Raw genomic sequence first — 22715 nt, 5'->3', positions numbered from 1 at the left:
GTTCGAATAGGAAGAGTAACTGCAATGCTGAACTCCGTCAATATCGCGACAAAACTGCCGGTGGTGATTGTCTCGCTTTGCTTCTTGGTGGGGGCATCAATTTCGCTGTTCGCCTTTACACAATCGCGCGCAACCTTGCTGGAACAGGCAGAGGACCGGTTAAGCCTCTTGATGTTGGAACGGGCGGCACAGTTGGAACGCTGGGCAGACGGGATGGAGGATGATTTGATCGGCTACGGATCAGACCCCACCGTTCAAGAGGCTGTCGTTGCATTCACCAACACATTTCGCTTGTTGGGTGAGGATCCGATGACGATGCTGCACCAGGTATACATCACCGACAATCCCTTTGGTCTGGGGGAACGCGACGAACTTGTCGAACCAGAGGCATCACATCCCTACCACCTGCAACATGGCAATTTGCATCCCTTCTTTCGGAACCTCAAAGACACAGATGGCTACTATGATGTGTTCTTGTTCAACACTGACGGCGACCTGATCTACTCCGTCTACAAAGAAGCGGATTTTGCGACCAACTTTCTCGAGGGTCCATATGCGGACAGCGGGTTGGGGCGTGCATATCAAGCCGCACTTGCGCTGGAACCCGGAACACTGGCGATCGAGGATTTCACGCCATATGCGCCAAGCGCCAATGCGCCGGCCGCCTTTATTGCAACACCGGTTGTTGGGGAATGGGGTGATGTCATTGGTGTGTTTGCCATTCAACTGCCGCTGGATCTGATGACAACCATTCTCAGCAACGAGGCCGGCTTAATGGAAACGGGCGAGATTGTGGCGATCGGTCCCATGGGGCGGACCCGGTCGGGTTCACGTTTCGCGGATGGTCCTGCGATGCTCTCGCAATTGATTGATGCAGACAGGCTCGCACGCTTTGCGGACGCAGAAGATATCGTGCTGACAAATGTTCGCGGCTACCGGGGCGCCGATGTGGTCACCCTGTCGCACAGCGCCAATGTACTGGATCTCGGCTGGCGTCTTGTGGCCGAAATAGATGTGGCCGAGGTACTGGGCCCGACGCAAAGGCTGCGCAATGTCATGATCGTCATCGGCGCCGTTGGGATTGGGATTGCCGGGCTTCTGGGGATCCTATTTGCGGCAAGTGTAACCCGACCGCTGACGCGTCTGGGATACGCTATGACAAAAATCGCGGATCGCGCGCCCGACATCGACGTCGCTGATACCAATCGTGGGGATGAGATCGGGCGGATCGCCTCGACATTGGTTGCCTTCCGCGACAAGCTTGACGAAACCGACCGTCTTGAACGCACAAGGCTGCAGCAGCACGCCGAACAAGAGCGTGTCGTTGATCGGCTGAATACCGCCCTGAACAGTCTGGCCGAAGGTGACTTGACCCAAACGATCAACATGACATTTGCGGCCGAATTCGAACCGCTACGCAATAATTACAATCGCTCGCTCGCGCGGCTGTCATCGACTGTGGCAACAATGATCATCAATACAAAGTCTATCCGTGATGGGTCTGACGTTATCGCGGCGTCATCAAATGACCTTTTGCGCAGAACCGAAAATCAGGCCGCAACGCTGGAAGAGACAGCCGCCGCCCTTGATGAGTTGACCACCAGCGTCAAATCAGCAGCAACCGGCGCCAAGGAAGTGGAAGCGGTGGTTGACGTGGCACGGCGTGACGCGACAAACAGCGCGCCGGTTGTACGCGATGCCGTCGCCGCAATGGGCGAGATAGAGGCGTCATCCGCGGCAATTTCGCAAATTACCGGTGTGATCAATGACATTGCATTTCAGACCAACCTGCTGGCCTTGAATGCTGGCGTCGAAGCTGCCCGGGCGGGCGAGGCGGGCCGCGGCTTTGCTGTCGTCGCCTCGGAGGTCCGGGCCCTGGCCCAGCGGTCGACGGATGCATCCCGTCAGATCAAGGAACTTATCGACGGCAGCACTGCGCATGTCGAGCGTGGATCACAATTGGTCGGTGAAGCCGGCCAGACGCTCACAACTATTATTGACCGGATCAGTCACATATCCCAGCTTACCGCCCAAATTGCATCAAGCGTCGAGGAACAATCAAACTCCCTGACCGAGATAAATGTCGGTGTTTCGGTACTGGACAAGGTGACGCAACAAAACGCGGCGATGGTCGAAACTGCAACACAGAACAGTCAGGCCCTGAATGTCAGCGTTGCTGAACTATCCGAAGCGGGTGGGCATTTCCGAATTAATGATACCCAAAGCTATGAAAGCGCTGCCTAAACGCGAACTTTATATCGGTCATTCTTTGGTGGCATCGGACGGGCAAACCACCTTGAACGCCTCGGCACCGTCGACACCATTCATCCCTTGGCCAAGGTGTAGGTCTGTCTGGCTCTGTGCCGAGAAGCGCCAAGGTCGTTTCGCCGCTAACCAAGCGCAATGCAAAAAGGCCGCCTCATTCGAGGCGGCCTTTGTTACTCTGGGATGTCCCGGATCACGTCAGGAACGGCGTTGCGTCCGATTTGGCTACCAGGTGCGTTCCCGGCATTTGCTTTGCAAACGCCTGCCACTCACGCTCCTGAATTGCGAGTAAGCCTGTGGCTTACTCTACAATTTTGGAGACAACACCCGCGCCAACAGTCCGGCCGCCTTCGCGGATCGCGAAACGCAGACCATCTTCCATCGCAATTGGAGCAATCAGCTCAACGTTGAACTTCAGGTTGTCGCCCGGCATCACCATTTCGGTGCCCGCTGGCAGCTCAACCGTGCCGGTCACGTCTGTGGTCCGGAAGTAGAACTGTGGACGGTAGTTCGCGAAGAACGGCGTGTGACGCCCGCCTTCTTCCTTGGTCAGGATATAGGCTTCTGCTTCGAACTTGGTGTGTGGCTTGACGGAACCCGGCTTACACAGGATCTGACCACGCTCAACACCGTCACGGTCAACACCGCGCAGCAACGCACCGATGTTGTCGCCAGCTTCGCCGCTGTCCAGCAGCTTGCGGAACATTTCAACGCCTGTGCAGGTCGTCTTCTTGGTGTCGCGGATACCCACGATTTCAATCTCGTCACCGACATTGATCACGCCACGTTCCACACGGCCGGTTACAACTGTCCCGCGGCCAGAAATCGAGAACACATCCTCGATTGGCATCAGGAATGGCAGGTCAACCGCACGGGCAGGCGTTGGGATGTATTCATCAACAGCGGCCATCAGCTTTTCGATGGATTCTTTGCCGATATTGTCGTCACGCTCTTCCATGGCGGCCAGGGCCGAACCAGGGATCACAGGGATATCATCGCCAGGATATTCGTAAGAGGACAGAAGCTCGCGGATTTCCATTTCCACCAGTTCCAGCAGCTCTTCGTCGTCGACCTGGTCAACTTTGTTCATGTAGACGACCATGTAGGGGATGCCCACCTGACGGCCGAGCAGGATGTGCTCGCGCGTCTGTGGCATCGGGCCGTCGGCTGCGTTCACAACCAGGATGGCGCCATCCATCTGCGCCGCACCGGTGATCATGTTCTTGACGTAGTCGGCGTGGCCGGGGCAGTCGACATGGGCGTAGTGACGCGACTCGGTCTCATACTCAACGTGAGCGGTCGAGATCGTGATCCCGCGGGCCTTTTCTTCGGGCGCGCCGTCGATCTGGTCATAGGCCTGGAAGTCGCCAAAATACTTCGTGATCGCCGCTGTCAGCGTCGTCTTCCCGTGGTCAACGTGGCCAATCGTGCCAATGTTAACGTGCGGTTTATTGCGTTCAAACTTTGCCTTAGCCATGATGGCCTCCTTAAATATTCTATTTCATGAGGCCCCGGAACCGGGTCCGGGGCACCCAAGCCCGAGGGCTTAGGCGTATTTCGCTTGGATCTCTTCAGAGATGTTGCTTGGCACCGGATCATAGTGATCGAACTGCATCGTAAACTGCGCGCGGCCCGAAGACATGGAACGCAGCGTGTTGATGTAGCCGAACATATTCGCCAGCGGCACCATCGCGTCGATGACAATCGCGTTGCCCCGTGTGTCCTGACCCTGCACCATGCCGCGGCGTGATGTCAGGTCACCGATGATCCCGCCAGTATAGTCCTCGGGTGTCACTACCTCGACCTTCATGATCGGCTCTAGCAGCTTCGCGCCAGCCTTGCGCATGCCTTCACGCATACACATCCGGGCTGCGATCTCGAACGCCATGATGCTGGAGTCAACATCGTGGAACTTACCGTCGATCAAGGCCACCTTGAAGTCGATCACGGGGAAGCCAGCCAACGGGCCGTTATCCATGACAGACAGGATGCCTTTTTCAACACCCGGGATGTATTCCTTGGGCACGGAACCACCAACGATGCGGCTTTCGAACGAATACCCTTCGCCCGGCTCTGTCGGCGAGATGATCATTTTCACCTCGGCGAACTGACCAGACCCACCAGACTGCTTCTTGTGGGTGTACGAGTGCTCAACTTCGTGGCCAATGGTTTCACGGTAGGCCACCTGCGGCGCACCGATATTGGCCTCGACCTTGAACTCGCGCTTCATGCGGTCGACAAGAATGTCGAGGTGCAATTCGCCCATACCCTTCATGATGGTCTGACCGGATTCAAGGTCAGTTTCCACGCGGAAGGACGGATCCTCGGCCGACAAGCGCTGCAGGGCGATACCCATCTTTTCCTGGTCGGCTTTTGTCTTGGGCTCAACGGCAATCTCGATCACAGGATCGGGGAAGGTCATTGTTTCCAGAACAACCGGGTCTTGCGGATCACACAGCGTGTCACCGGTTGTGGTGTTCTTCAGACCACCCAGCGCGATGATATCGCCTGCAAAGGCTTCGTTGATTTCCTCGCGATCGTTGGAGTGCATCATCATCATGCGGCCCACACGCTCTTTCCCACCTTTGGTGGAGTTGAGCAGGTTGTCGCCCTTGACCAACTTACCGGAGTAGATCCGGGTGAAAGTCAAAGACCCCACAAACGGGTCGTTCATGATTTTGAACGCAAGACCAGAGAACGCCATGTCATCATCCGCACGGCGGGCGATATCACGTGTTTCCGTCTCGTCACCGGGTTTAAAGCCCATGTAATCCACAACGTCGAGCGGGCTTGGCAGATAGTCCACAACAGCATTCAACAGGGGCTGAACGCCCTTGTTCTTGAACGCAGAGCCACCCAGAACAGGCACGAATGACATGGACAGGCACCCTTTGCGCACCAGAGCGCGCAGGGTTGGTACGTCAGGCTCGTTGCCTTCCAGATATTCCATCATCGCGTCATCGTCCTGCTCAACGGCAGCTTCGATCAACTTGTTGCGCCATTCGTCGGCCTGATCCTTCAGGCTGTCACGAATAGGTGCCTTGACCCATGACGCGCCAAGGTCTTCGCCCTGCCACAGCCATTCTTCCATGGTGACCAGATCAACCAGGCCTTCCAGCTCGGTTTCGGCACCAATTGGGAAAGCAACAGGGATAGCGCGGGCGCCTGTGCGGTCTTCGACCATTTCAACGCACTTGAAGAAGTCAGCGCCGATCTTGTCCATTTTGTTGACGAACACCATGCGCGGCACCTTGTACCGGTCAGCCTGACGCCAAACAGTTTCCGTCTGTGGCTCAACACCGGCGTTGGCGTCAAGAACACACACGGCGCCGTCAAGAACGGCAAGCGAACGTTCAACTTCGATGGTGAAGTCAACGTGGCCAGGGGTGTCGATGATGTTCAGACGGTGCTTGGGGCTGTCTGCCTCAGTACCGTTTTCAGTGCGTTCCCAGAATGTGGTGGTCGCAGCGGACGTAATTGTAATACCCCGTTCCTGCTCTTGCTCCATCCAGTCCATGGTGGCCGCACCATCATGCACTTCGCCGATGTTGTGGGATTTACCTGTGTAATACAGGATACGCTCGGAACATGTGGTCTTACCGGCGTCAATATGCGCCATGATGCCAAAGTTCCGATAAAGTTCGAGGGGATAGTCGCGTGCCATATCAGGTACTTCCTCTTACCAGCGGTAGTGGCTGAATGCTTTGTTCGCATCGGCCATCTTGTGGGTGTCTTCACGTTTCTTGACGGCTGTGCCACGGCCATTGACCGCATCCATCAGCTCGCCTGCAAGACGCTCTTCCATGGTGTTCTCGTTGCGCTTTTTCGCAGCAGCGATCAGCCAGCGGATGGCCAGCGCTTCGCGGCGCTCGGGGCGGACTTCGACAGGCACCTGATAGGTCGCACCACCGACGCGGCGCGAACGCACTTCGACGGATGGTTTGATGTTGTCCAGGCTCTCGTGGAAGACTTCCACAGGGGATTTCTTCAGCTTGTCTTCAACGCGATCAAAGGCGTTGTAGACGATGCGTTCAGCGACGGCTTTCTTGCCGTCGATCATCAGGTTGTTCATGAACTTGGTCAGAACGATATCGCCAAACTTTGCGTCTGGCAGAACTTCGCGTTTTTCAGCGGCGTGACGACGTGACATCTATGATTTCCCTTACTTAGGACGCTTCGCGCCGTATTTCGAACGGCGTTGCTTACGGTCTTTGACACCTTGGGTATCAAGCACACCGCGCAGAATGTGGTAACGCACACCGGGAAGGTCTTTTACACGGCCGCCACGGATCAGAACAACAGAGTGTTCCTGAAGGTTGTGGCTTTCACCGGGGATGTAAGAGATGACCTCAAAGCCGTTGGTCAGACGCACCTTGGCGACTTTCCGCATGGCCGAGTTCGGCTTCTTTGGTGTGGTTGTGTAGACGCGTGTGCAAACGCCACGCTTCTGTGGGCAGGATTCCAGGTGCATGGACTTGGATTTGTTGACTTTCGGCTGGCGCGGCTTGCGGATCAGCTGCTGAATCGTTGGCATCGTGTGATGTTCCCATCTATTCACATGTGCGCCCGGCAAGCGCGGAGGTTTCAAAACGCACTTTCCGTCGTGGAAAGCACAAAAATTCCGCAGTCGAACCCTTACCGGAGGTTCGGTGCGGTGGGTATTCAGAGGAACAAGACGATAGTGGCCCGGTTCTTGACTACGACAACGTTGATATCGGGACAAATGGAGGAGACCCCCGCCCGGATGAGCGGCGTATAGGCGGTTGCGGTTTTGCTGTCAACAGCGCGGGAATACTGGTCTGCAAGGCCGTTGTTAGCAGATAGCAAACAACCGTTATTGCTGAGCATTCGGGCGTGTTTTCTACCTTTCTACAGCTTTTACGAACACCCCGAACACATCAAGGAGCATCCCCCATGCCGCGCGTTCTTATCCTGACTGCCAGTCTTGCCGCTGTCGCCGCCTGTGCCACACCGAATCCACCCACCGTGACCAGTCGCGACGTGGATCGCGCCTTTGTCGAGGCGGCCCGCGTTTCTGCCTTGCCGGTGACGGCCCCGATTGACGTCCCCACCGGGACGGTCACCTATGACGGCCAGATCGGCGCCGACCTTTCCGGCGACACGTTGGGCAGTATTGTTGGGGACATGCGCATGGATGTCGGATTTGCGAGCAACCGGATCAGCGGCAGTATCAGCGACATCAATCTGATTGATCAGTCCGGCCGCCCTGATCAACGCCTGGGCGGCACGTTGCAAATCGCTGGTGTCGAGAATAGCGGCGCGCTTGATGCCGGTGCGAGCGGCGAAATCTCGGCTGTTGATAACAACGGTCAGGCGCTGGAAGCGGATATGTTCCTGGATTTGCGCGGTTCTGTTCGCGATGATCGCGGTTTTGGTGATGCTGTATACGGGTCCGTGACAGGCGAAGCCCGCGGCGACTTTGATATTGATGTCGACGGTGTCTTCTTTGGTGAGCGCCGCTAGGCTCAGCAACTCTGCTTTCGCAACAGAAAAGGCCCGGGTCATTGCCCGGGCCTTTTCAAATTCTGCAATCAACGTCGCTTATGCGTCGCCGTCCCCTTCGGGAGTGTCCACGACCAGATCATCGCTGAACACGTTTGCGTCGCTTGTATCGCTTGCCATTTCCATCGGCGCTGCAAGACGGGCGGCTTCTTCGGCCTCTTCCCGACGGGCTTCGATGACGACATTGTCACGGTCAGCCGCAACCCGGCGCATCTGCTGGGTCGCCCCACCTGTCCCCGCTGGGATCAGGCGGCCCACGATGACGTTCTCTTTCAGGCCGATCAGCTTGTCACGTTTGCCCTGAACCGAAGCCTCGGTCAGCACACGCGTGGTTTCCTGAAACGATGCGGCAGAGATGAACGAACGGGTCTGCAAGGACGCCTTGGTGATACCCAACAAGATCGGCTCACCCTGCGCAGGGCGGTCGCCCCGTGCAAGCGCCTTGGCGTTGGCTTCATCAAACTCGGCCTTATCAACGTTTTCGCCTTTCAGCAGAACCGTGTCACCACTGTCCTGAATTTCCCATTTCTGGAGCATCTGACGCACGATCACTTCGATATGCTTATCGTTGATCTTCACGCCCTGCAGGCGATACACGTCCTGAACCTCGTCGATCATGTAGTCAGCCAAGGCCTCGACACCCATAACCGCAAGAATATCGTGCGGGGCCGGGTTGCCGTCCATGATGTAGTCACCCTTCTGGACAAAATCACCTTCCACAACCGGGATGTGCTTGCCCTTGGGCACCATGTATTCGACCTTGATATCTGCATCATCCGCAGACTCAATCGCGATGCGACGCTTGTTCTTGTAGTCCTTGCCAAAGCGCACATAGCCATCGATTTCGGCGATGATTGCATGATCTTTCGGACGACGGGCTTCGAACAATTCGGCCACACGTGGCAGACCACCGGTGATGTCTTTTGTCTTCGCACCCTCGCGTGGGATACGGGCGACAACGTCACCGGCTTTCACCTCTTGCCCGTCTTCAACAGACAGAACCGCGTCAACGGACATGCCGTAAGACACCGGGTTGCCGTCGTCTTTCAACGCTGGTTCCCCGTCTGCGCCAACAACAATGATCTTTGGTGCAAGCTCATTGCCCTTTGGTGCCGCACGCCAGTCGGAAACGATGCGCTGGGTCATGCCCGTTGCGTCATCGGTTTCTTCGCGGACAGCGATACCGTTGACCAGATCGACATATTTCGCCGTACCTGACTTTTCAGCGATGATCGGCAGCGTGTATGGATCCCATTCAAACAGCTTGTCGCCGCGCAGACAATCCTGACCGTCTTTGACAAACACTTTGGACCCATAACCGACCTTGTGGCTGGCTAGTTCGGTGCCTTCCTTGTCGGTGATCGACAGGGTCATGTTCCGGCCCATCACGACCATTTCGCCATTGGCGTTTTCCAACAGGTTTGCGTTATCAAACCGGATCAGGCCGGGCTGTGACGCCTCGAGGAAGGACTGCTGGCCACCTTGCGCAACACCACCAATGTGGAATGTCCGCATGGTCAGCTGCGTACCAGGTTCACCAATGGACTGGGCGGCGATGATGCCGACAGCCTCACCAATGTTCACCCGTGTCCCGCGTGCCAGGTCACGACCGTAGCACATTGCACAGACGCCATCTTCGCTTTCGCAGGTCAGTGGCGACCGAATGCGCATCTTGGTGATGCCGGACGTATCAATCATGTCCGCCTTGCGTTCGTCGATCAACTCACCCAGCTCGACGATGACTTCGTCTGTGCCGGGCTTAATAACCTCTTCGGCAGCAACACGGCCCAGCACACGTTCGGCCAGTGATGCAACAACTTCACCATCGTTCACGGCTGCTTCAGCAGTGATGGATGTCTCGGTGCCACAATCGACCTCGCGGACGATACAATCCTGAGCGACGTCAACCAGACGACGTGTCAGGTAACCAGAGTTCGCCGTTTTCAACGCCGTATCCGACAGCCCCTTACGGGCACCGTGGGTGGAGTTGAAGTACTCAAGAACGGTCAGACCTTCCTTAAAGTTCGAGATGATTGGCGTTTCGATGATCTCACCGTTCGGCTTGGCCATCAGGCCGCGCATCCCGCCCAGCTGCTTCATCTGCGTCACCGAACCACGGGCACCGGAGTGGGCCATCATGTAAACCGAGTTCGGCTCACCCTCTGATCCATCTTCCATGGTTGGGGTGGTCCCAATCGTGGCCATCATCGCGTCAGTGACCTTGTCGTTTGACTTCGACCAGGCATCGACAACCTTGTTGTACTTCTCACCCTGGGTGATCAGGCCGTCCATATATTGCTGTTCGAAATCCTTCACCTGCTCGCGGGTCTCGTTCACGAGGTCCCACTTGGTGTCAGGTACAACCATGTCGTCCTTACCGAAGGAAATGCCGGCCTTGAACGCCTCGCGGAAACCCATTGTCATGATCTGGTCGCAGAAAATGACGGATTCCTTCTGACCACAATAGCGGTAGACCGTATCAATCACCTGCTGCACTTCTTTCTTGCGCAGCAAGCGGTTGACCAAGGCAAATGGCGCTTTGGCATTCAGCGGCAACAACGACCCCAGACGCAAACGGCCAGGTGTGGTTTCAAAGCGCGTCAGCACCTCGTTGCCTTCGTCATCAATCTGCGGAATACGCGCATTGATCTTGGCGTGCAGATGCACTTCGCCAGCGGTCAAAGCATGTTCAACTTCCTCGATATCCGAGAATGTCAGGCCTTCACCCTTCATGCCTTCACGCATGATGGTCGTGTAGTACAGACCAAGGATCATATCCTGCGATGGCACGATGATTGGCGCACCGTTGGACGGTGACAGCACGTTATTCGTAGACATCATCAGAACGCGGGCTTCCAGCTGTGCCTCAAGGCTCAGCGGCACGTGAACCGCCATCTGGTCGCCATCAAAGTCAGCGTTAAAGGCCGAACAGACCAGTGGGTGCAGCTGAATGGCTTTACCTTCGATCAGGACAGGTTCAAACGCCTGGATGCCCAAGCGGTGCAGCGTAGGCGCACGGTTCAGCATGACTGGGTGTTCGCGAATGACCTCGTCGAGGATATCCCAGACTTCTGGACGTTCTTTTTCGACCAGTTTCTTGGCTTGCTTCACTGTGGAAGACAGGCCTTTGGCCTCAAGCCGCGAATAGATGAACGGCTTGAACAGCTCCAGCGCCATTTTCTTGGGCAGACCACATTGGTGCAGCTTCAGTTCCGGGCCGGTCACAATCACCGAACGGCCAGAGAAGTCGACGCGTTTCCCCAAAAGGTTCTGACGGAAACGACCTTGCTTACCCTTCAGCATGTCTGACAGTGATTTCAGCGGGCGCTTGTTCGCACCAGTGATCACACGACCACGACGGCCGTTGTCAAACAACGCATCCACAGATTCCTGCAGCATCCGCTTTTCGTTACGGACGATGATGTCAGGTGCGCGCAGTTCGATCAGACGCTTCAGACGATTGTTCCGGTTGATCACACGACGATACAGATCGTTCAGATCGGATGTGGCAAAACGGCCGCCGTCGAGTGGAACCAGAGGGCGCAGTTCCGGCGGGATCACAGGGATCACGGTCAGAACCATCCATTCAGGGCGGTTGCCAGACTCAAGGAAACTTTCGACGATCTTCAAACGCTTGATGATCTTCTTGGGCTTCAATTCGCCTGTCGCTTCTTTCAGGTCCGCGCGCAGTTGTTCTGCTTCGCTTTCCAGATCAATCTGGGACAGCATTTCGCGGATCGCTTCGGCCCCGATATTGGCCTGGAATGCATCCATGCCGTAAAGGTCCTGCGCGTCGTTGAATTCTTCCTCGGTCATCAACTGACCATAGGTCAGATCCGTCAGGCCGGGTTCGATCACAACGTAGTTTTCGAAATAAAGGATGCGTTCCAGATCGCGCAACGTCATGTCCAGCATCAGGCCGATGCGGGATGGCAGCGATTTCAGGAACCAGATGTGCGCAACCGGAGCAGCCAGCTCAATATGGCCCATCCGCTCGCGGCGGACCTTTTGCAGGGTAACTTCTACGCCGCATTTTTCGCAGACAACACCGCGATATTTCATGCGCTTATATTTGCCGCACAGACATTCGTAGTCTTTGATCGGGCCAAAGATACGCGCACAGAAAAGTCCGTCACGCTCTGGCTTGAACGTGCGGTAGTTGATGGTTTCCGGCTTCTTGATCTCACCAAAGGACCACGACAGGATCCGTTCGGGTGAGGCCAACGAGACCTTGATTTCGTCAAACGTTTTCGCCGGGGTGAGCGGGTTAAACGGGTTGTTTGTCAGTTCCTGGTTCATCTTCAATTCCTTGAATTGGGGTGCATCGGATGGGGTGCGAAAAGTCTTCGAAACGAAGACTTTTCAATGCGTAAGAGTTTTCGTCACGAAAACTCTTATTCCTCATCCTCCGCATCCAGGAGTTCCATGTTGAGGCCGAGGCCCCGGACTTCTTTCACGAGCACGTTGAACGACTCTGGCACACCGGCTTCGAAATTGTCTTCGCCCTTGACAATGGACTCGTACACTTTCGTCCGCCCTGCGACGTCATCCGACTTCACGGTCAGCATCTCTTGCAGCGTGTAGGCCGCGCCATAGGCTTCCAATGCCCAGACTTCCATCTCCCCGAAACGCTGGCCGCCGAACTGGGCTTTACCACCCAGAGGTTGCTGCGTGACAAGGCTGTAAGGCCCAGTGGAACGCGCGTGGATCTTATCATCGACAAGGTGATGCAATTTCAGCAGATACTTGACGCCGACGGTCACAGGGCGGCTGAACTGCTCACCCGTGCGGCCATCAAACAAGATCGACTGACCGGATGTGCTGAACCCGGCACGCACCAGCGCGTCGTTCACATCAGCCTCCTTCGCACCGTCAAAAACAGGCGTTGCGATCGGCACACCACGGGTCACGTTGCCCGCCGCCTCAACCAGCTGGTCTTCATCCATGCCTGCGATGCCTTCGTCATAGACATTGTCGCCATAGACGATCTTCATCGCATCACGCACAGGGGTCAGATCGCCAGAGCGGCGGTACTCACCCAAAGCGTCGTCGATTTGCAGCCCCAGACCGCGCGCGGCCCAACCCATATGGGTTTCAAGAATCTGACCGACGTTCATCCGTGACGGCACGCCCAGCGGGTTCAGACAGAAATCCACTGGTGTCCCGTCTGCGAGGAACGGCATGTCTTCCATTGGCACAACCTTGGAAATCACACCTTTGTTCCCGTGACGACCGGCCATCTTATCGCCCGGCTGCAGCTTACGCTTCACCGCGACGAAGACTTTGACCATCTTCATCACGCCCGGTGGCAAATCGTCACCACGGCGGACTTTTTCGACTTTGTCCTCGAACCGCGCATCCATGGCGCGCTTCTGGATTTCATACTGTTCGTTCAGGGCTTCAACGACCTGTGCGTCAGCTTCATCCTTCAGCGCGATTTGCCACCACTGGCCGCGGCTGAACGGTTCCAGCGATTCTTCGGTCACGACAGAGTTTGACTTGAACCCTTTGGGACCTTTCACCGCTTCCTTGCCGATGATCATATCTTTGAGACGGGCATAGATGTTCCGATCCAGGATCACCAATTCGTCGTCGCGGTCACGGGCGAGGCGTTCAACTTCTTCCCGCTCGATCTGTAACGCACGTTCGTCTTTTTCCACACCATGGCGGTTGAACACGCGCACCTCAACGACCGTCCCGAAATCACCGGGCGGCAGGCGCAGGGATGTATCGCGCACATCGGATGCTTTCTCACCAAAGATGGCGCGGAGAAGCTTTTCTTCCGGCGTCATCGGGCTTTCGCCCTTTGGTGTGATCTTGCCAACCAGAATGTCCGCTGGGCCAACTTCGGCCCCGATATAGACGATACCGGCCTCATCCAGGTTGCGCAGTGCTTCCTCACCCACGTTTGGGATGTCGCGGGTAATTTCCTCTGGCCCCAGCTTGGTATCGCGGGCGGCGACTTCGAATTCCTCGATATGGATCGAGGTGAAGACATCGTCACGCACAATGCGTTCGGAAATCAGGATCGAGTCTTCGTAGTTGTAGCCGTTCCAGGGCATGAATGCGACGACCACGTTCTTACCAAGCGCCAATTCACCGATATCCGTGGATGGACCGTCGGCAATCACTTCGCCTTTCAGAACAGTGTCACCCACCTTCACCAGCGGACGCTGGTTGATACAGGTGTTTTGGTTAGACCGCTGGAATTTACGCATCCGGTAGATGTCGACGCCGGCATCGCCGAGTTCCAAATCAGACGTGGCGCGAATGACGATCCGCTGTGCATCAACCTGGTCGATGATCCCGGCGCGTTTCGCCATGATCGCCGCACCACTGTCGCGGGCGACCACTTCTTCGATACCTGTACCCACCAACGGGGCTTCGGCCTGCAGAAGTGGAACCGCCTGACGTTGCATGTTCGATCCCATCAGGGCCCGGTTCGCATCGTCGTTTTCCAGGAACGGGATAAGCGAAGCCGCAACAGAGACAAGCTGCTTGGGCGACACGTCAATCAAGTCAACGTTTTCGCGCGGGGACAGCGTGTAGTCACCGTTCTTACGGGTCGAGACCAGTTCGTTGTTGAACGCACCTTCGTCATTCATATTCGCGTTGGCCTGCGCCACAGTGTGACGCATTTCCTCGGTCGCGGACATATAGCTGACTTCGTCTGTCACCTTGCCTTCGACAACCTTGCGATAGGGTGTTTCGATAAAGCCGTATTTGTTCACGCGCGCGAATGTGGCCAGCGAGTTGATCAGACCGATGTTTGGCCCTTCCGGCGTTTCAATCGGGCACATGCGGCCATAGTGGGTTGGGTGCACGTCGCGCACTTCAAAACCAGCGCGTTCGCGGGTCAGACCGCCGGGCCCAAGGGCTGACAGGCGACGCTTGTGCGTGACTTCGGAAAGTGGGTTGGTTTGGTCCATGAACTGCGAGAGCTGGGACGAGCCAAAGAACTCACGCACAGCCGCAGCGGCAGGCTTGGCGTTGATCAGGTCCTGCGGCATCACCGTGTCGATTTCGACGGATGACATGCGTTCCTTGATCGCGCGCTCCATGCGCAACAGACCAACGCGATACTGGTTTTCCATCAGCTCGCCAACGGAACGGACACGACGGTTGCCGAGGTGGTCAATGTCATCGACATCACCCTTGCCATCGCGCAGCTCAACCAGCGCCTTGATACAGGCGACGATGTCTTCCTTGCGCAAGGTGCGCATGGTGTCTTCGGCATCCAGATCCAGACGCATGTTCATCTTCACGCGACCAACCGCAGACAGGTCATAACGTTCTGAGTCGAAGAAAAGCGTGTCAAACAAGGCCGACGCACTGTCGACGGTGGGTGGCTCACCCGGACGCATGACGCGGTAGATATCCATGAGCGCGGTTTCGCGGTTCATGTTCTTATCCGCCGCCATCGTGTTGCGCATATAGGCGCCCACAGTCACGTTATCGATGTCCAGCACAGGGATCGTGGTGATGCCCGCATCAACCAGTTCCTTGAGCGTACCACCAGTAACTTCGCCGTCCTTGTCGACTTCGACAGTAAGTTCATCACCAGCTTCGACATAGATCGCGCCGTTTTCTTCGTTGATGATGTCTTGTGCGACGAATTTACCGACAATCTGCTCGTAAGGGACAAGCAGATCAGTCACTTCGCCGGCATCAATCAGCTTTTTCACTGAACGCGGGGTGACCTTTTCACCGGCTTTCGCGATGACTTCACCTGTCTTGGCGTCGACCAGATCAAAGGCGGGGCGGGTGCCGCGCACACGCTCTGGGAAGAACTTGGTCTGCCAGGCGTTCGCCTTTTTATCGAGGTTATAATCGACGGTGTTGTAATAGGCATTCATGATGCCTTCCTGGTCCAGACCCAGCGCATAAAGCAGGGTTGTCACAGGCAATTTACGACGACGGTCAATACGGCAGAACACCAGATCCTTGGCGTCAAATTCAAAGTCCAGCCAGCTACCGCGATATGGGATGATGCGGCAGGCGAACAAAAGCTTACCAGACGAATGGGTCTTACCCTTGTCGTGGTCAAAGAAAACGCCGGGGGAGCGGTGCATCTGGGATACGATCACACGCTCTGTACCGTTGACGACAAAAGTGCCGTTCGGGGTCATCAAAGGCATGTCGCCCATGAAGACGTCTTGTTCCTTGATGTCCTTGACGGACTTCGCGCCTGTGTCTTCGTCCACATCGAACACGATCAGACGCAGGGTGACCTTCAACGGGGCGCTGTAGGTCATGTCACGCTGCTGACATTCCTCAACATCGTATTTCGGTTTTTCCAGCTCGTACTTGACGAATTCAAGCACAGCGGTTTCATTGAAATCCTTGATCGGGAAAACGGACTGGAAGACACCTTTGATGCCTTGACCGTCAAGCGGTGTATCACTGTCGCCAGAGCGCAGGAACAGATCGTAGGATGATTTTTGAACCTCAATAAGGTTCGGCATTTCAAGTACTTCGCGGATTTTACCGTAGTACTTACGCAGGCGTTTCTGACCAAGGAACGTTGAAGCCATGTTTGCCGGGTCTCCATAATGTCAGAACGCGCGCTTTGGTCGGGCAACCAAAACACACGTCCGATTGAGGAAAGGACCGTTCCAATACCTGAGGTGTATCCCAAACACCTCTCCCGAAACGATCAACTTACCTATCAAAGCGCACAGGATTGGGCGCTTTGAAAGATAAGTTTCAAATAAACCAGATTGTATATTTCCGAATGTTGTGCGGGCCTGAGCGGTCCAACTAAGTGAGATTCGCCCGAAGTTCAAGGTCCATCCAGAAAATCAATGGGATTTTGTCAATAGGACGAACGGTGATGCGTCAAGCACGGTTGTCAGGCGACGGCGCCTAAGCAACCGGCAACGCCACTTTCGGGCGCTAAGCGGGCGTCAGGAAGGTGGACATGTTCTCTTTTCTCTCGACTTTGCGGAAACTTGCGTCCTAACATTTTTGTAGGGCCGGACATGCCGGCCGCTTACAAAAACCCGGCTCGCTGATACCCGAGCCTTCGACAAAACAGGGGACGAATGACATGAAATTATCACACAGCATTGCCGCCGCCGCACTGGCGATCACCTTGCCAGCCGCAACGGCATTGGCCGATGGGCATGTGGAATACCTGAACTCGGGCGCGGTGCTGCCGACAGACTTGCCATTCTCGGAACTCGTTGTGGCAGGCGACACGCTTTATGTATCCGGCCAAATCGGGAATGTGCCCGGCACGCTTGAACTTGCCGAAGGCGGGATTGAAGGTGAATCCAAGCAAGTTATGGACAACATCAAGACGTCACTGGAGGCGCACGGGTATACTCTGGAAAATCTGGTGAAATGCACCGTGATCCTCGCAGATATTTCCGAATGGGGCGCATTCAACGGCGTCTATGTAAACTATTTCGAAGCCGGCCGGTTCCCCGCGCGGGCTGCTTTTGCCGCCAGTGGCCTGGCACTTGGGGCGCGGGTCGAGGTGGAGTGTATCGGCGTCAAGTAACGCCGCCCCCTGCCCGATCCAACGACACCTGCCCGGACCGCCGCGCAATGAGCCGGCCTCTTTGAACCGCCGGGCAGGTTCAAAACCAATGATCGCGTGCGCCACTATCTGGCCGGGCAACAAAAAACCGGGCCGCATGACGCGACCCGGTTCTTTTTGATCAAATCGAGGTGGCTTAGGCCAGTTCGACTTCGGCGCCAGCTGCTTCCAGCTTGCCTTTGATCTCTTCGGCTTCGTCCTTGGACGCGCCTTCTTTGATCTTGCCGCCAGCTTCGACCAGATCCTTGGCTTCTTTCAGGCCAAGACCGGTGATGCTGCGCACTTCTTTGATGACGTTGATTTTTGATGCGCCAGCGTTTTTCAGCACAACATCAAATTCAGTCTTCTCAGCAGCAGCTTCGCCGCCGCCATCCGCTGGACTTGCCATCATGACAGCGCCACCAGCGGCAGGCTCGATGCCGTACTCGTCTTTGAGGATTGTTTTCAGTTCTTGTGCTTCGAGAAGGGTCAGACCAACGATCTCTTCAGCCAGTTTTTTCAGATCAGCCATTTTATGCTTTCCGTTTCCGTTATGTGTGTTCCAACGTGAGGGACAGGCCCTCAAGTCAATTCAGATGCTTTATGCAGCTTTCTCTTCGATGGTCGAAAGAATGCTCGCGATGTTCGAAGCAGGCGCGCCAATGGCCCCGGCGATGTTGGAAGCAGGTGCACCAATGCAGCCAACGATCGAAGCAATAAGCTCTTCACGGCTTGGCATACCGGCAACTGATTTCACACCAGCAGGATCAAGTGCTTGATCACCCATAGCACCACCGAGGATGACGAGCTTTTCGTTATCCTTGGCGTACTTGTCGACGACCTTGGCCGCAGCCACAGGGTCTTCGGAATAGGCAAGCACGGTCATGCCTGTCAGGTATTCGGCGATGCTTGCGCATGGCTTACCTTCAAGGGCAATCTTGGCGAGCTTGTTCTTGGCAACGCGCACGGAACCGCCCGCTTCACGCATGTTTGCGCGCAGGTCCTGCATTTCAGCAACTGTCATGCCTTCGTAGTGGGCAACCACTACAACGCCAGAGCTTTCAAAGATCTGGCCGAGGTCGTCAACCAGCTGTTCTTTTTGTGCTCTATCCACAGTTTCACTCCAAGTTTGGGGGTTTCCCCCCGGCTCAATTTTGCCAAGCAGCACGCTGCCTGACAGTCGATGTCCACATATACGGGGGTTGAGCCAGCCTGGACCGCAGAGAGCCACGGTTTGATATCTGGTCTATCCCGTCTCAGGCAGGAATTACTGGCACATGGCCGACCCACCGTCTCGGACGAATACAAACAGCATCCCGACGAATCGGGCCGCTGCTCGTGCGGATCGTATAAAAGCCTTCGCCCATCAAAGAAAGAGGGAATGTTCGGGAAGGCAAGCAGCTATAGAGGCGGCTCTGAGTAGATGTTGCGCAGACGAACATCAATGGCAGCTACGAGCCCAAATTGCATGATGCTGCACCCTGCATGAATGTCTGCTCAGCTTTCGGATTTTTATCAGAACAATCACACAATTGTCAGAATTTGCTGCCTTAAAGCATGTGTTGGTATGAGAGGAAGTACATGAGTACTGTTCTTTATTTTGTCGTCGTCATCGCCGCATTTTTTGCAGTTGTTCACATGTTGGATCGGTTTGTCTGGCAACCAAAACGAAGGAAGGAGGCAGAGGCAGCACCTCATGTCACCCTCGCTGAAGTGAGGTCATTTTGGGATGACATTGAGAAAAGCAACCTACCCATTGCCAAAGCCACTGTTCAGGATCGGCCTCCACTGACGCCACAAGAAAGCAGGATCGGCGGCGCTCCACTCGCTATAGGGAACGATGCGGTTTGGCCAAGAAATGCAAATAGTTTCCCGAAGGCACTAGTTGCCCAAATAAATTTTGCTGACCTGCCTCAAATTGAGGGATTCCCAAAAGGCGGAGTACTTCAAATATTTTCATCGTTCGAGATGATCGATGATACAGGCGCGTGCGACAGAGTGATCCGATGGGATCCCGATCCTCAGACGGATGAACTCATTGAGATTCCTAGTGAAATTCAGAAGAATACACGTCAAACAAGAGACTTCTCCGAAACTGCCAGGTGTGTTGGGCTGCCATTGGCGTTCGCAGCTGATACGGCACCCGGCAATCCATATAACTGGCCGTTCGAAAAGAACGATCCAACAATGGAGAACAGGCTCCCTGAAAACGAAGAGGTCGCTGCAATTCTTGGAGAATGGGAGGACAGGTCGGAACGGATTGTGGCTGGGTATGGTGACCATTGGGTCGGTGGTCATCCTACCTTTGTACAATATGACGTTCGTGGCGAATTTCCCGCATGTCGGCACCTGGATCGCGTTTTGTTTCACTTGGGCTGTGATGATCAAATCAATTTAGGCGACGCCGGATTGCTAAATGTGATGATTAGCCATGAAGCCTTAGCGCATAGGGACTTTCAGAAAGCCTACCTGACCTGGGATTGCGGTTGATCCTCGTTTAGGTCGCAACCGTCCTAAAACTGATCTTTCGCGCAAGCAGCCATTGGCGCAGCCGCAGCGAAACGGCGCTTTGTCCGCCTTACCGCTATCCGAACGACTTGCGGCTAAGGTCTGGAGCGAGCCCGAGTTGCAAGTTTTCTGCAACGCAGCCAATGTCAGCTTCGATGACGATTGAAGAGCAGGAAGACATGGTAACAGGACATTCACTTGGCGATGAATTTGAAGAAAGTGGTCGTGTCTGGTTCAGGAACGCCATTTCGGAAGAGGACCTAGCGCTCTTCGATAATCCGACTGCAGCCACTGCGAAAGCAGGACGAAGACTTGATGTCTCAGCGACTTTGAGAGCCGCGTTGTCGGAGGAAAGCTCGCTGTTGGGTGCCGTGCAACGTCTCACTCCCAAAGCGATGCCTGTGCGAATTGTTGCGTTCAACAAGTCCGAAAGCGCCAACTGGGGTGTTCCTTGGCATCAAGACCGGGTCATCGCAGTAGCTGAGAAGGTAGACGTCGCTGGATACACCAATTGGACTAACAAGTCAGGCACTTGGCACTGCGAACCTCCACAGTCGATCTTGGATGAGATGCTTTTCGTTCGGGTTCACTTGGATGACGCTGATCAATCCAATGGAGCGATGGAGATAGCTGTGGGAAGCCATTCAGTTGGGATTGTTCCTGCGGCAAAAGCAGAAGAAATGGCAAACACTCATCCAATTGAGACATGCGTGGCCAAGCGCGGCGATGTATTGATACTGAAGATGCTGACGTTGCACTCATCAAAGCCAGCACAGTTGCCGTCCGGCCGCAGAGTATTGCGAATAGATTTTTCTGCGTCTCAGCTACCGCCGCCTTTGTCATGGAGCGAGCAGACTACAGAAACCTGACCTTCGTTGCCTGAATACGAACGGCAACTTCGTCCCGCTATCCTGCCATTTTCATGTCACAAAAAACAAAGGGCGGCCCGTATGGACCGCCCTTTCTAGCCGAGATGCGCAGTACTGCGCTTTACGCGTTGCCGGTTGCCGAGGACACGTCGATGGAAACGCCTGGACCCATGGTCGAGCTGACGGCGATCTTTTTCATGTAGGTCCCCTTGGCACCTGATGGCTTTGCTTTGCCAACCGCGTCAACAAAGGCCAACATGTTCTCTTCGATTTGCTTGGCAGAGAACGACGCTTTGCCGATACCCGCATGTACAACACCGGCCTTTTCCGCCTTGAACTGCACCTGACCGCCTTTGGCGTCCTCGACAGCTTGCTTGACGTCCATGGTCACAGTGCCAACCCGCGGGTTCGGCATCAGGTTACGTGGGCCAAGTACCTTACCCAGACGACCGACAACAGCCATCATATCAGGTGTTGCAATGCAACGGTCGAATTCGATGGTGCCGCCCTGGACGGTTTCCATCAGATCCTCGGCACCAACGATATCAGCGCCGGCGGCCTTGGCTTCTTCGGCCTTTTCGCCGCGGGCAAAAACAGCCACGCGAACGGTTTTGCCAGTGCCATGCGGCAGGGAGACTGTCCCGCGAACCATCTGGTCAGCGTGACGCGGGTCAACGCCCAGTGTCATCGCAATCTCGATGGATTCGTCGAATTTTGCCTTGGCGTTGTCTTTGACCAATGCAGCGGCTTCTTCAACGGTGACGTTGTGCTTGCCCTCGAATGCGGCGCGGGCCGCAGTTGTGCGCTTACCAAACTTAGCCATTACTTCACCTCGATGCCCATAGAGCGGGCAGAACCCGCGATGATCAGCATTGCGCCTTCGATATCGTTGGCGTTCAGATCCTTCATCTTTGCTTCGGCGATTTCGCGCACCTGCTTACCAGTGATGGAGCCTGCAACGGACTTGCCCGGTTCTTTCGAACCAGATTTCAGCTTGGCCGCTTTCTTGATGTAATAAGACGCAGGCGGCGTCTTGATTTCCATCGAGAACGACTTGTCCTGATAATAGGTGATCACGGTCGGGCATGGGGCACCGGGCTCCAGATCGCCTGACTTGGCGTTGAACGCCTTGCAGAATTCCATGATGTTGATACCGCGCTGACCCAGCGCCGGACCCACGGGTGGGGACGGGTTGGCCTGGCCTGCAGGAACCTGCAGCTTGAGCGTACCCATAATCTTCTTGGCCATTGGCCTTCTCCTTTTCAGCGTCGGGACCTGCCCGACCTACATTTGCCCCGGTTGGGGCGGTGATGCCGTGGTTCGGTGCGGATCAAATCCGGACCTCCCACGTCTGAGCACGCGGATTACTGTTTGGTAACCTGCGTGTATTCCAATTCGACCGGTGTCGCCCGGCCAAAGATAGAGACCGTCACCTTCAAGCGCTGGTTCTCTTCGTCCACTTCCTCGACCATCCCGTCGAAATCCTCGAACGGGCCATCGTTGACTTTGACTTTCTCGCCGATCTCGAAATTGATGAGCGTGCGCGGGGCTTCTTCGCCTTCCTGAACGCGGCCAAGGATGGCCTGCACCTCGGCGTCACGCATCGGCATCGGGCGACCCTGGGGGCCAAGAAAGCCTGTAACGCGGTTGATCGAGTTGATCAGGTGATAGCCCTCATCGGACATTTCCATGTGAACAAGCACATATCCAGGCATAAAGCGCCGCTCGGCGGTGACTTTCTTGTTGCGCCGAATTTCGATGACTTCTTCGGTGGGCACCAGCACTTCGTCGATCTGTTCGTCCAGACCACGCTCTTCCGCCTTGGTGCGGATTTCTTCTGCGATCTTTTTCTCGAAATTCGAGAGAACGCTCACCGAATACCAACGTTTTGCCATGTTTAGGGCACCCTGTCGTCGCCGACCCACCGGGCCGAAATTTCATGTTCATCCAGCCGCATGGCTGTCCGCCGAAAATAAAAGCGGCGCGCAACACGATTCGCCGCACGCCATTTTCGGAAGTTGTGTGGC

Annotated in this window: 16 protein-coding genes; 5 read left to right on the top strand and 11 right to left on the bottom strand. The window is 55.6% G+C overall.

Translation table 11 applies throughout. From position 1 onward, the window contains the following. Positions 1 to 24: 24 nt before the first annotated feature. Positions 25 to 2244, top strand: coding sequence for a methyl-accepting chemotaxis protein (locus tag AABB31_RS16875; protein WP_342077051.1), 2220 nt, complete (start codon positions 25 to 27; stop codon positions 2242 to 2244). A gap of 322 nt (positions 2245 to 2566) precedes the next feature. Here AABB31_RS16875 and tuf read toward each other — a convergent pair whose 3' ends face one another. From tuf to rpsL, 4 genes are all read right to left on the bottom strand, one after another. Continuing rightward, entirely contained in the window at positions 2567 to 3742 is a 1176-nt protein-coding gene (gene tuf / locus AABB31_RS16870; RefSeq protein ID WP_342077052.1) for an elongation factor Tu, read from the bottom strand. Positions 3743 to 3811: 69 nt separating this feature from the next. Then, positions 3812 to 5929: an elongation factor G gene (gene fusA / locus AABB31_RS16865; RefSeq protein ID WP_342077053.1), complete on the bottom strand. Its 2118-nt coding sequence runs from the start codon at positions 5927 to 5929 to the stop codon at positions 3812 to 3814. Positions 5930 to 5944: 15 nt separating this feature from the next. Then, the gene (gene rpsG, locus AABB31_RS16860; protein WP_342077054.1) at positions 5945 to 6415 is read right to left on the bottom strand and encodes a 30S ribosomal protein S7; all 471 of its coding nucleotides are present in this window, start codon (positions 6413 to 6415) and stop codon (positions 5945 to 5947) included. Between the two features lie 12 nt (positions 6416 to 6427). Further along, positions 6428 to 6799 (bottom strand): 30S ribosomal protein S12, encoded by a 372-nt coding sequence (gene rpsL, locus AABB31_RS16855; RefSeq protein ID WP_045998418.1) that lies wholly within the window; start codon positions 6797 to 6799, stop codon positions 6428 to 6430. A gap of 380 nt (positions 6800 to 7179) precedes the next feature. Between rpsL and AABB31_RS16850 the strand changes: the two genes are divergently transcribed. Next, positions 7180 to 7749, top strand: coding sequence for a hypothetical protein (locus AABB31_RS16850; RefSeq protein ID WP_342077055.1), 570 nt, complete (start codon positions 7180 to 7182; stop codon positions 7747 to 7749). A gap of 78 nt (positions 7750 to 7827) precedes the next feature. Here AABB31_RS16850 and rpoC read toward each other — a convergent pair whose 3' ends face one another. Both rpoC and rpoB read right to left on the bottom strand, forming a co-directional pair. Further along, positions 7828 to 12087 carry a DNA-directed RNA polymerase subunit beta' gene (gene rpoC / locus AABB31_RS16845; protein ID WP_373635046.1) on the bottom strand — a complete coding sequence of 1420 codons (4260 nt, stop codon included), beginning with the start codon at positions 12085 to 12087 and terminating at the stop codon, positions 7828 to 7830. 95 nt (positions 12088 to 12182) lie between these two features. Beyond that, complete coding sequence (gene rpoB / locus AABB31_RS16840; RefSeq protein ID WP_342077056.1) at positions 12183 to 16322, bottom strand: DNA-directed RNA polymerase subunit beta; 4140 nt, start codon at positions 16320 to 16322, stop codon at positions 12183 to 12185. 515 nt (positions 16323 to 16837) lie between these two features. Here rpoB and AABB31_RS16835 point away from each other — a divergent pair. Beyond that, positions 16838 to 17293, top strand: a complete 456-nt coding sequence (locus AABB31_RS16835; protein WP_342077057.1) for a Rid family hydrolase — start codon at positions 16838 to 16840, stop codon at positions 17291 to 17293. A 175-nt stretch (positions 17294 to 17468) separates the two neighbouring features. Here the strand turns inward: AABB31_RS16835 and rplL are convergent, their stop codons facing one another. After that, positions 17469 to 17843 carry a 50S ribosomal protein L7/L12 gene (gene rplL / locus AABB31_RS16830; protein ID WP_342077058.1) on the bottom strand — a complete coding sequence of 125 codons (375 nt, stop codon included), beginning with the start codon at positions 17841 to 17843 and terminating at the stop codon, positions 17469 to 17471. A gap of 69 nt (positions 17844 to 17912) precedes the next feature. Next, a complete protein-coding gene (gene rplJ, locus AABB31_RS16825; protein ID WP_342077059.1) occupies positions 17913 to 18425 on the bottom strand; it encodes a 50S ribosomal protein L10 in 513 nt (170 codons plus the stop codon). Positions 18426 to 18892: 467 nt separating this feature from the next. Here rplJ and AABB31_RS16820 point away from each other — a divergent pair, with 467 nt between their 5' ends. Both AABB31_RS16820 and AABB31_RS16815 read left to right on the top strand, forming a co-directional pair. Beyond that, a complete protein-coding gene (locus tag AABB31_RS16820; protein ID WP_342077060.1) occupies positions 18893 to 19801 on the top strand; it encodes a DUF1963 domain-containing protein in 909 nt (302 codons plus the stop codon). Positions 19802 to 19974: 173 nt separating this feature from the next. Further along, entirely contained in the window at positions 19975 to 20688 is a 714-nt protein-coding gene (locus tag AABB31_RS16815; RefSeq protein ID WP_342077061.1) for a phytanoyl-CoA dioxygenase family protein, read from the top strand. 121 nt (positions 20689 to 20809) lie between these two features. Here AABB31_RS16815 and rplA read toward each other — a convergent pair whose 3' ends face one another. The 3 genes from rplA to nusG form a co-directional block, all read right to left on the bottom strand. Further along, positions 20810 to 21511 carry a 50S ribosomal protein L1 gene (rplA, locus tag AABB31_RS16810; RefSeq protein WP_342077062.1) on the bottom strand — a complete coding sequence of 234 codons (702 nt, stop codon included), beginning with the start codon at positions 21509 to 21511 and terminating at the stop codon, positions 20810 to 20812. Next, entirely contained in the window at positions 21511 to 21936 is a 426-nt protein-coding gene (gene rplK, locus AABB31_RS16805) for a 50S ribosomal protein L11 (RefSeq protein WP_342077063.1), read from the bottom strand. Before rplK ends, rplA begins: the two co-directional genes overlap by 1 nt. A 116-nt stretch (positions 21937 to 22052) precedes the next feature. Further along, on the bottom strand, positions 22053 to 22583 hold the full coding sequence (gene nusG, locus AABB31_RS16800; RefSeq protein ID WP_342077064.1) for a transcription termination/antitermination protein NusG: 531 nt from the start codon (positions 22581 to 22583) through the stop codon (positions 22053 to 22055). Positions 22584 to 22715: the final 132 nt, after the last annotated feature.

This window comes from Yoonia sp. SS1-5, assembly GCF_038443705.2.
Taxonomy (GTDB): Bacteria; Pseudomonadota; Alphaproteobacteria; order Rhodobacterales; family Rhodobacteraceae; genus Yoonia; species Yoonia rhodophyticola.
Note: the sequence above shows the minus strand (reverse complement) of the source record. Positions and strands in the feature narration are given on the sequence as shown.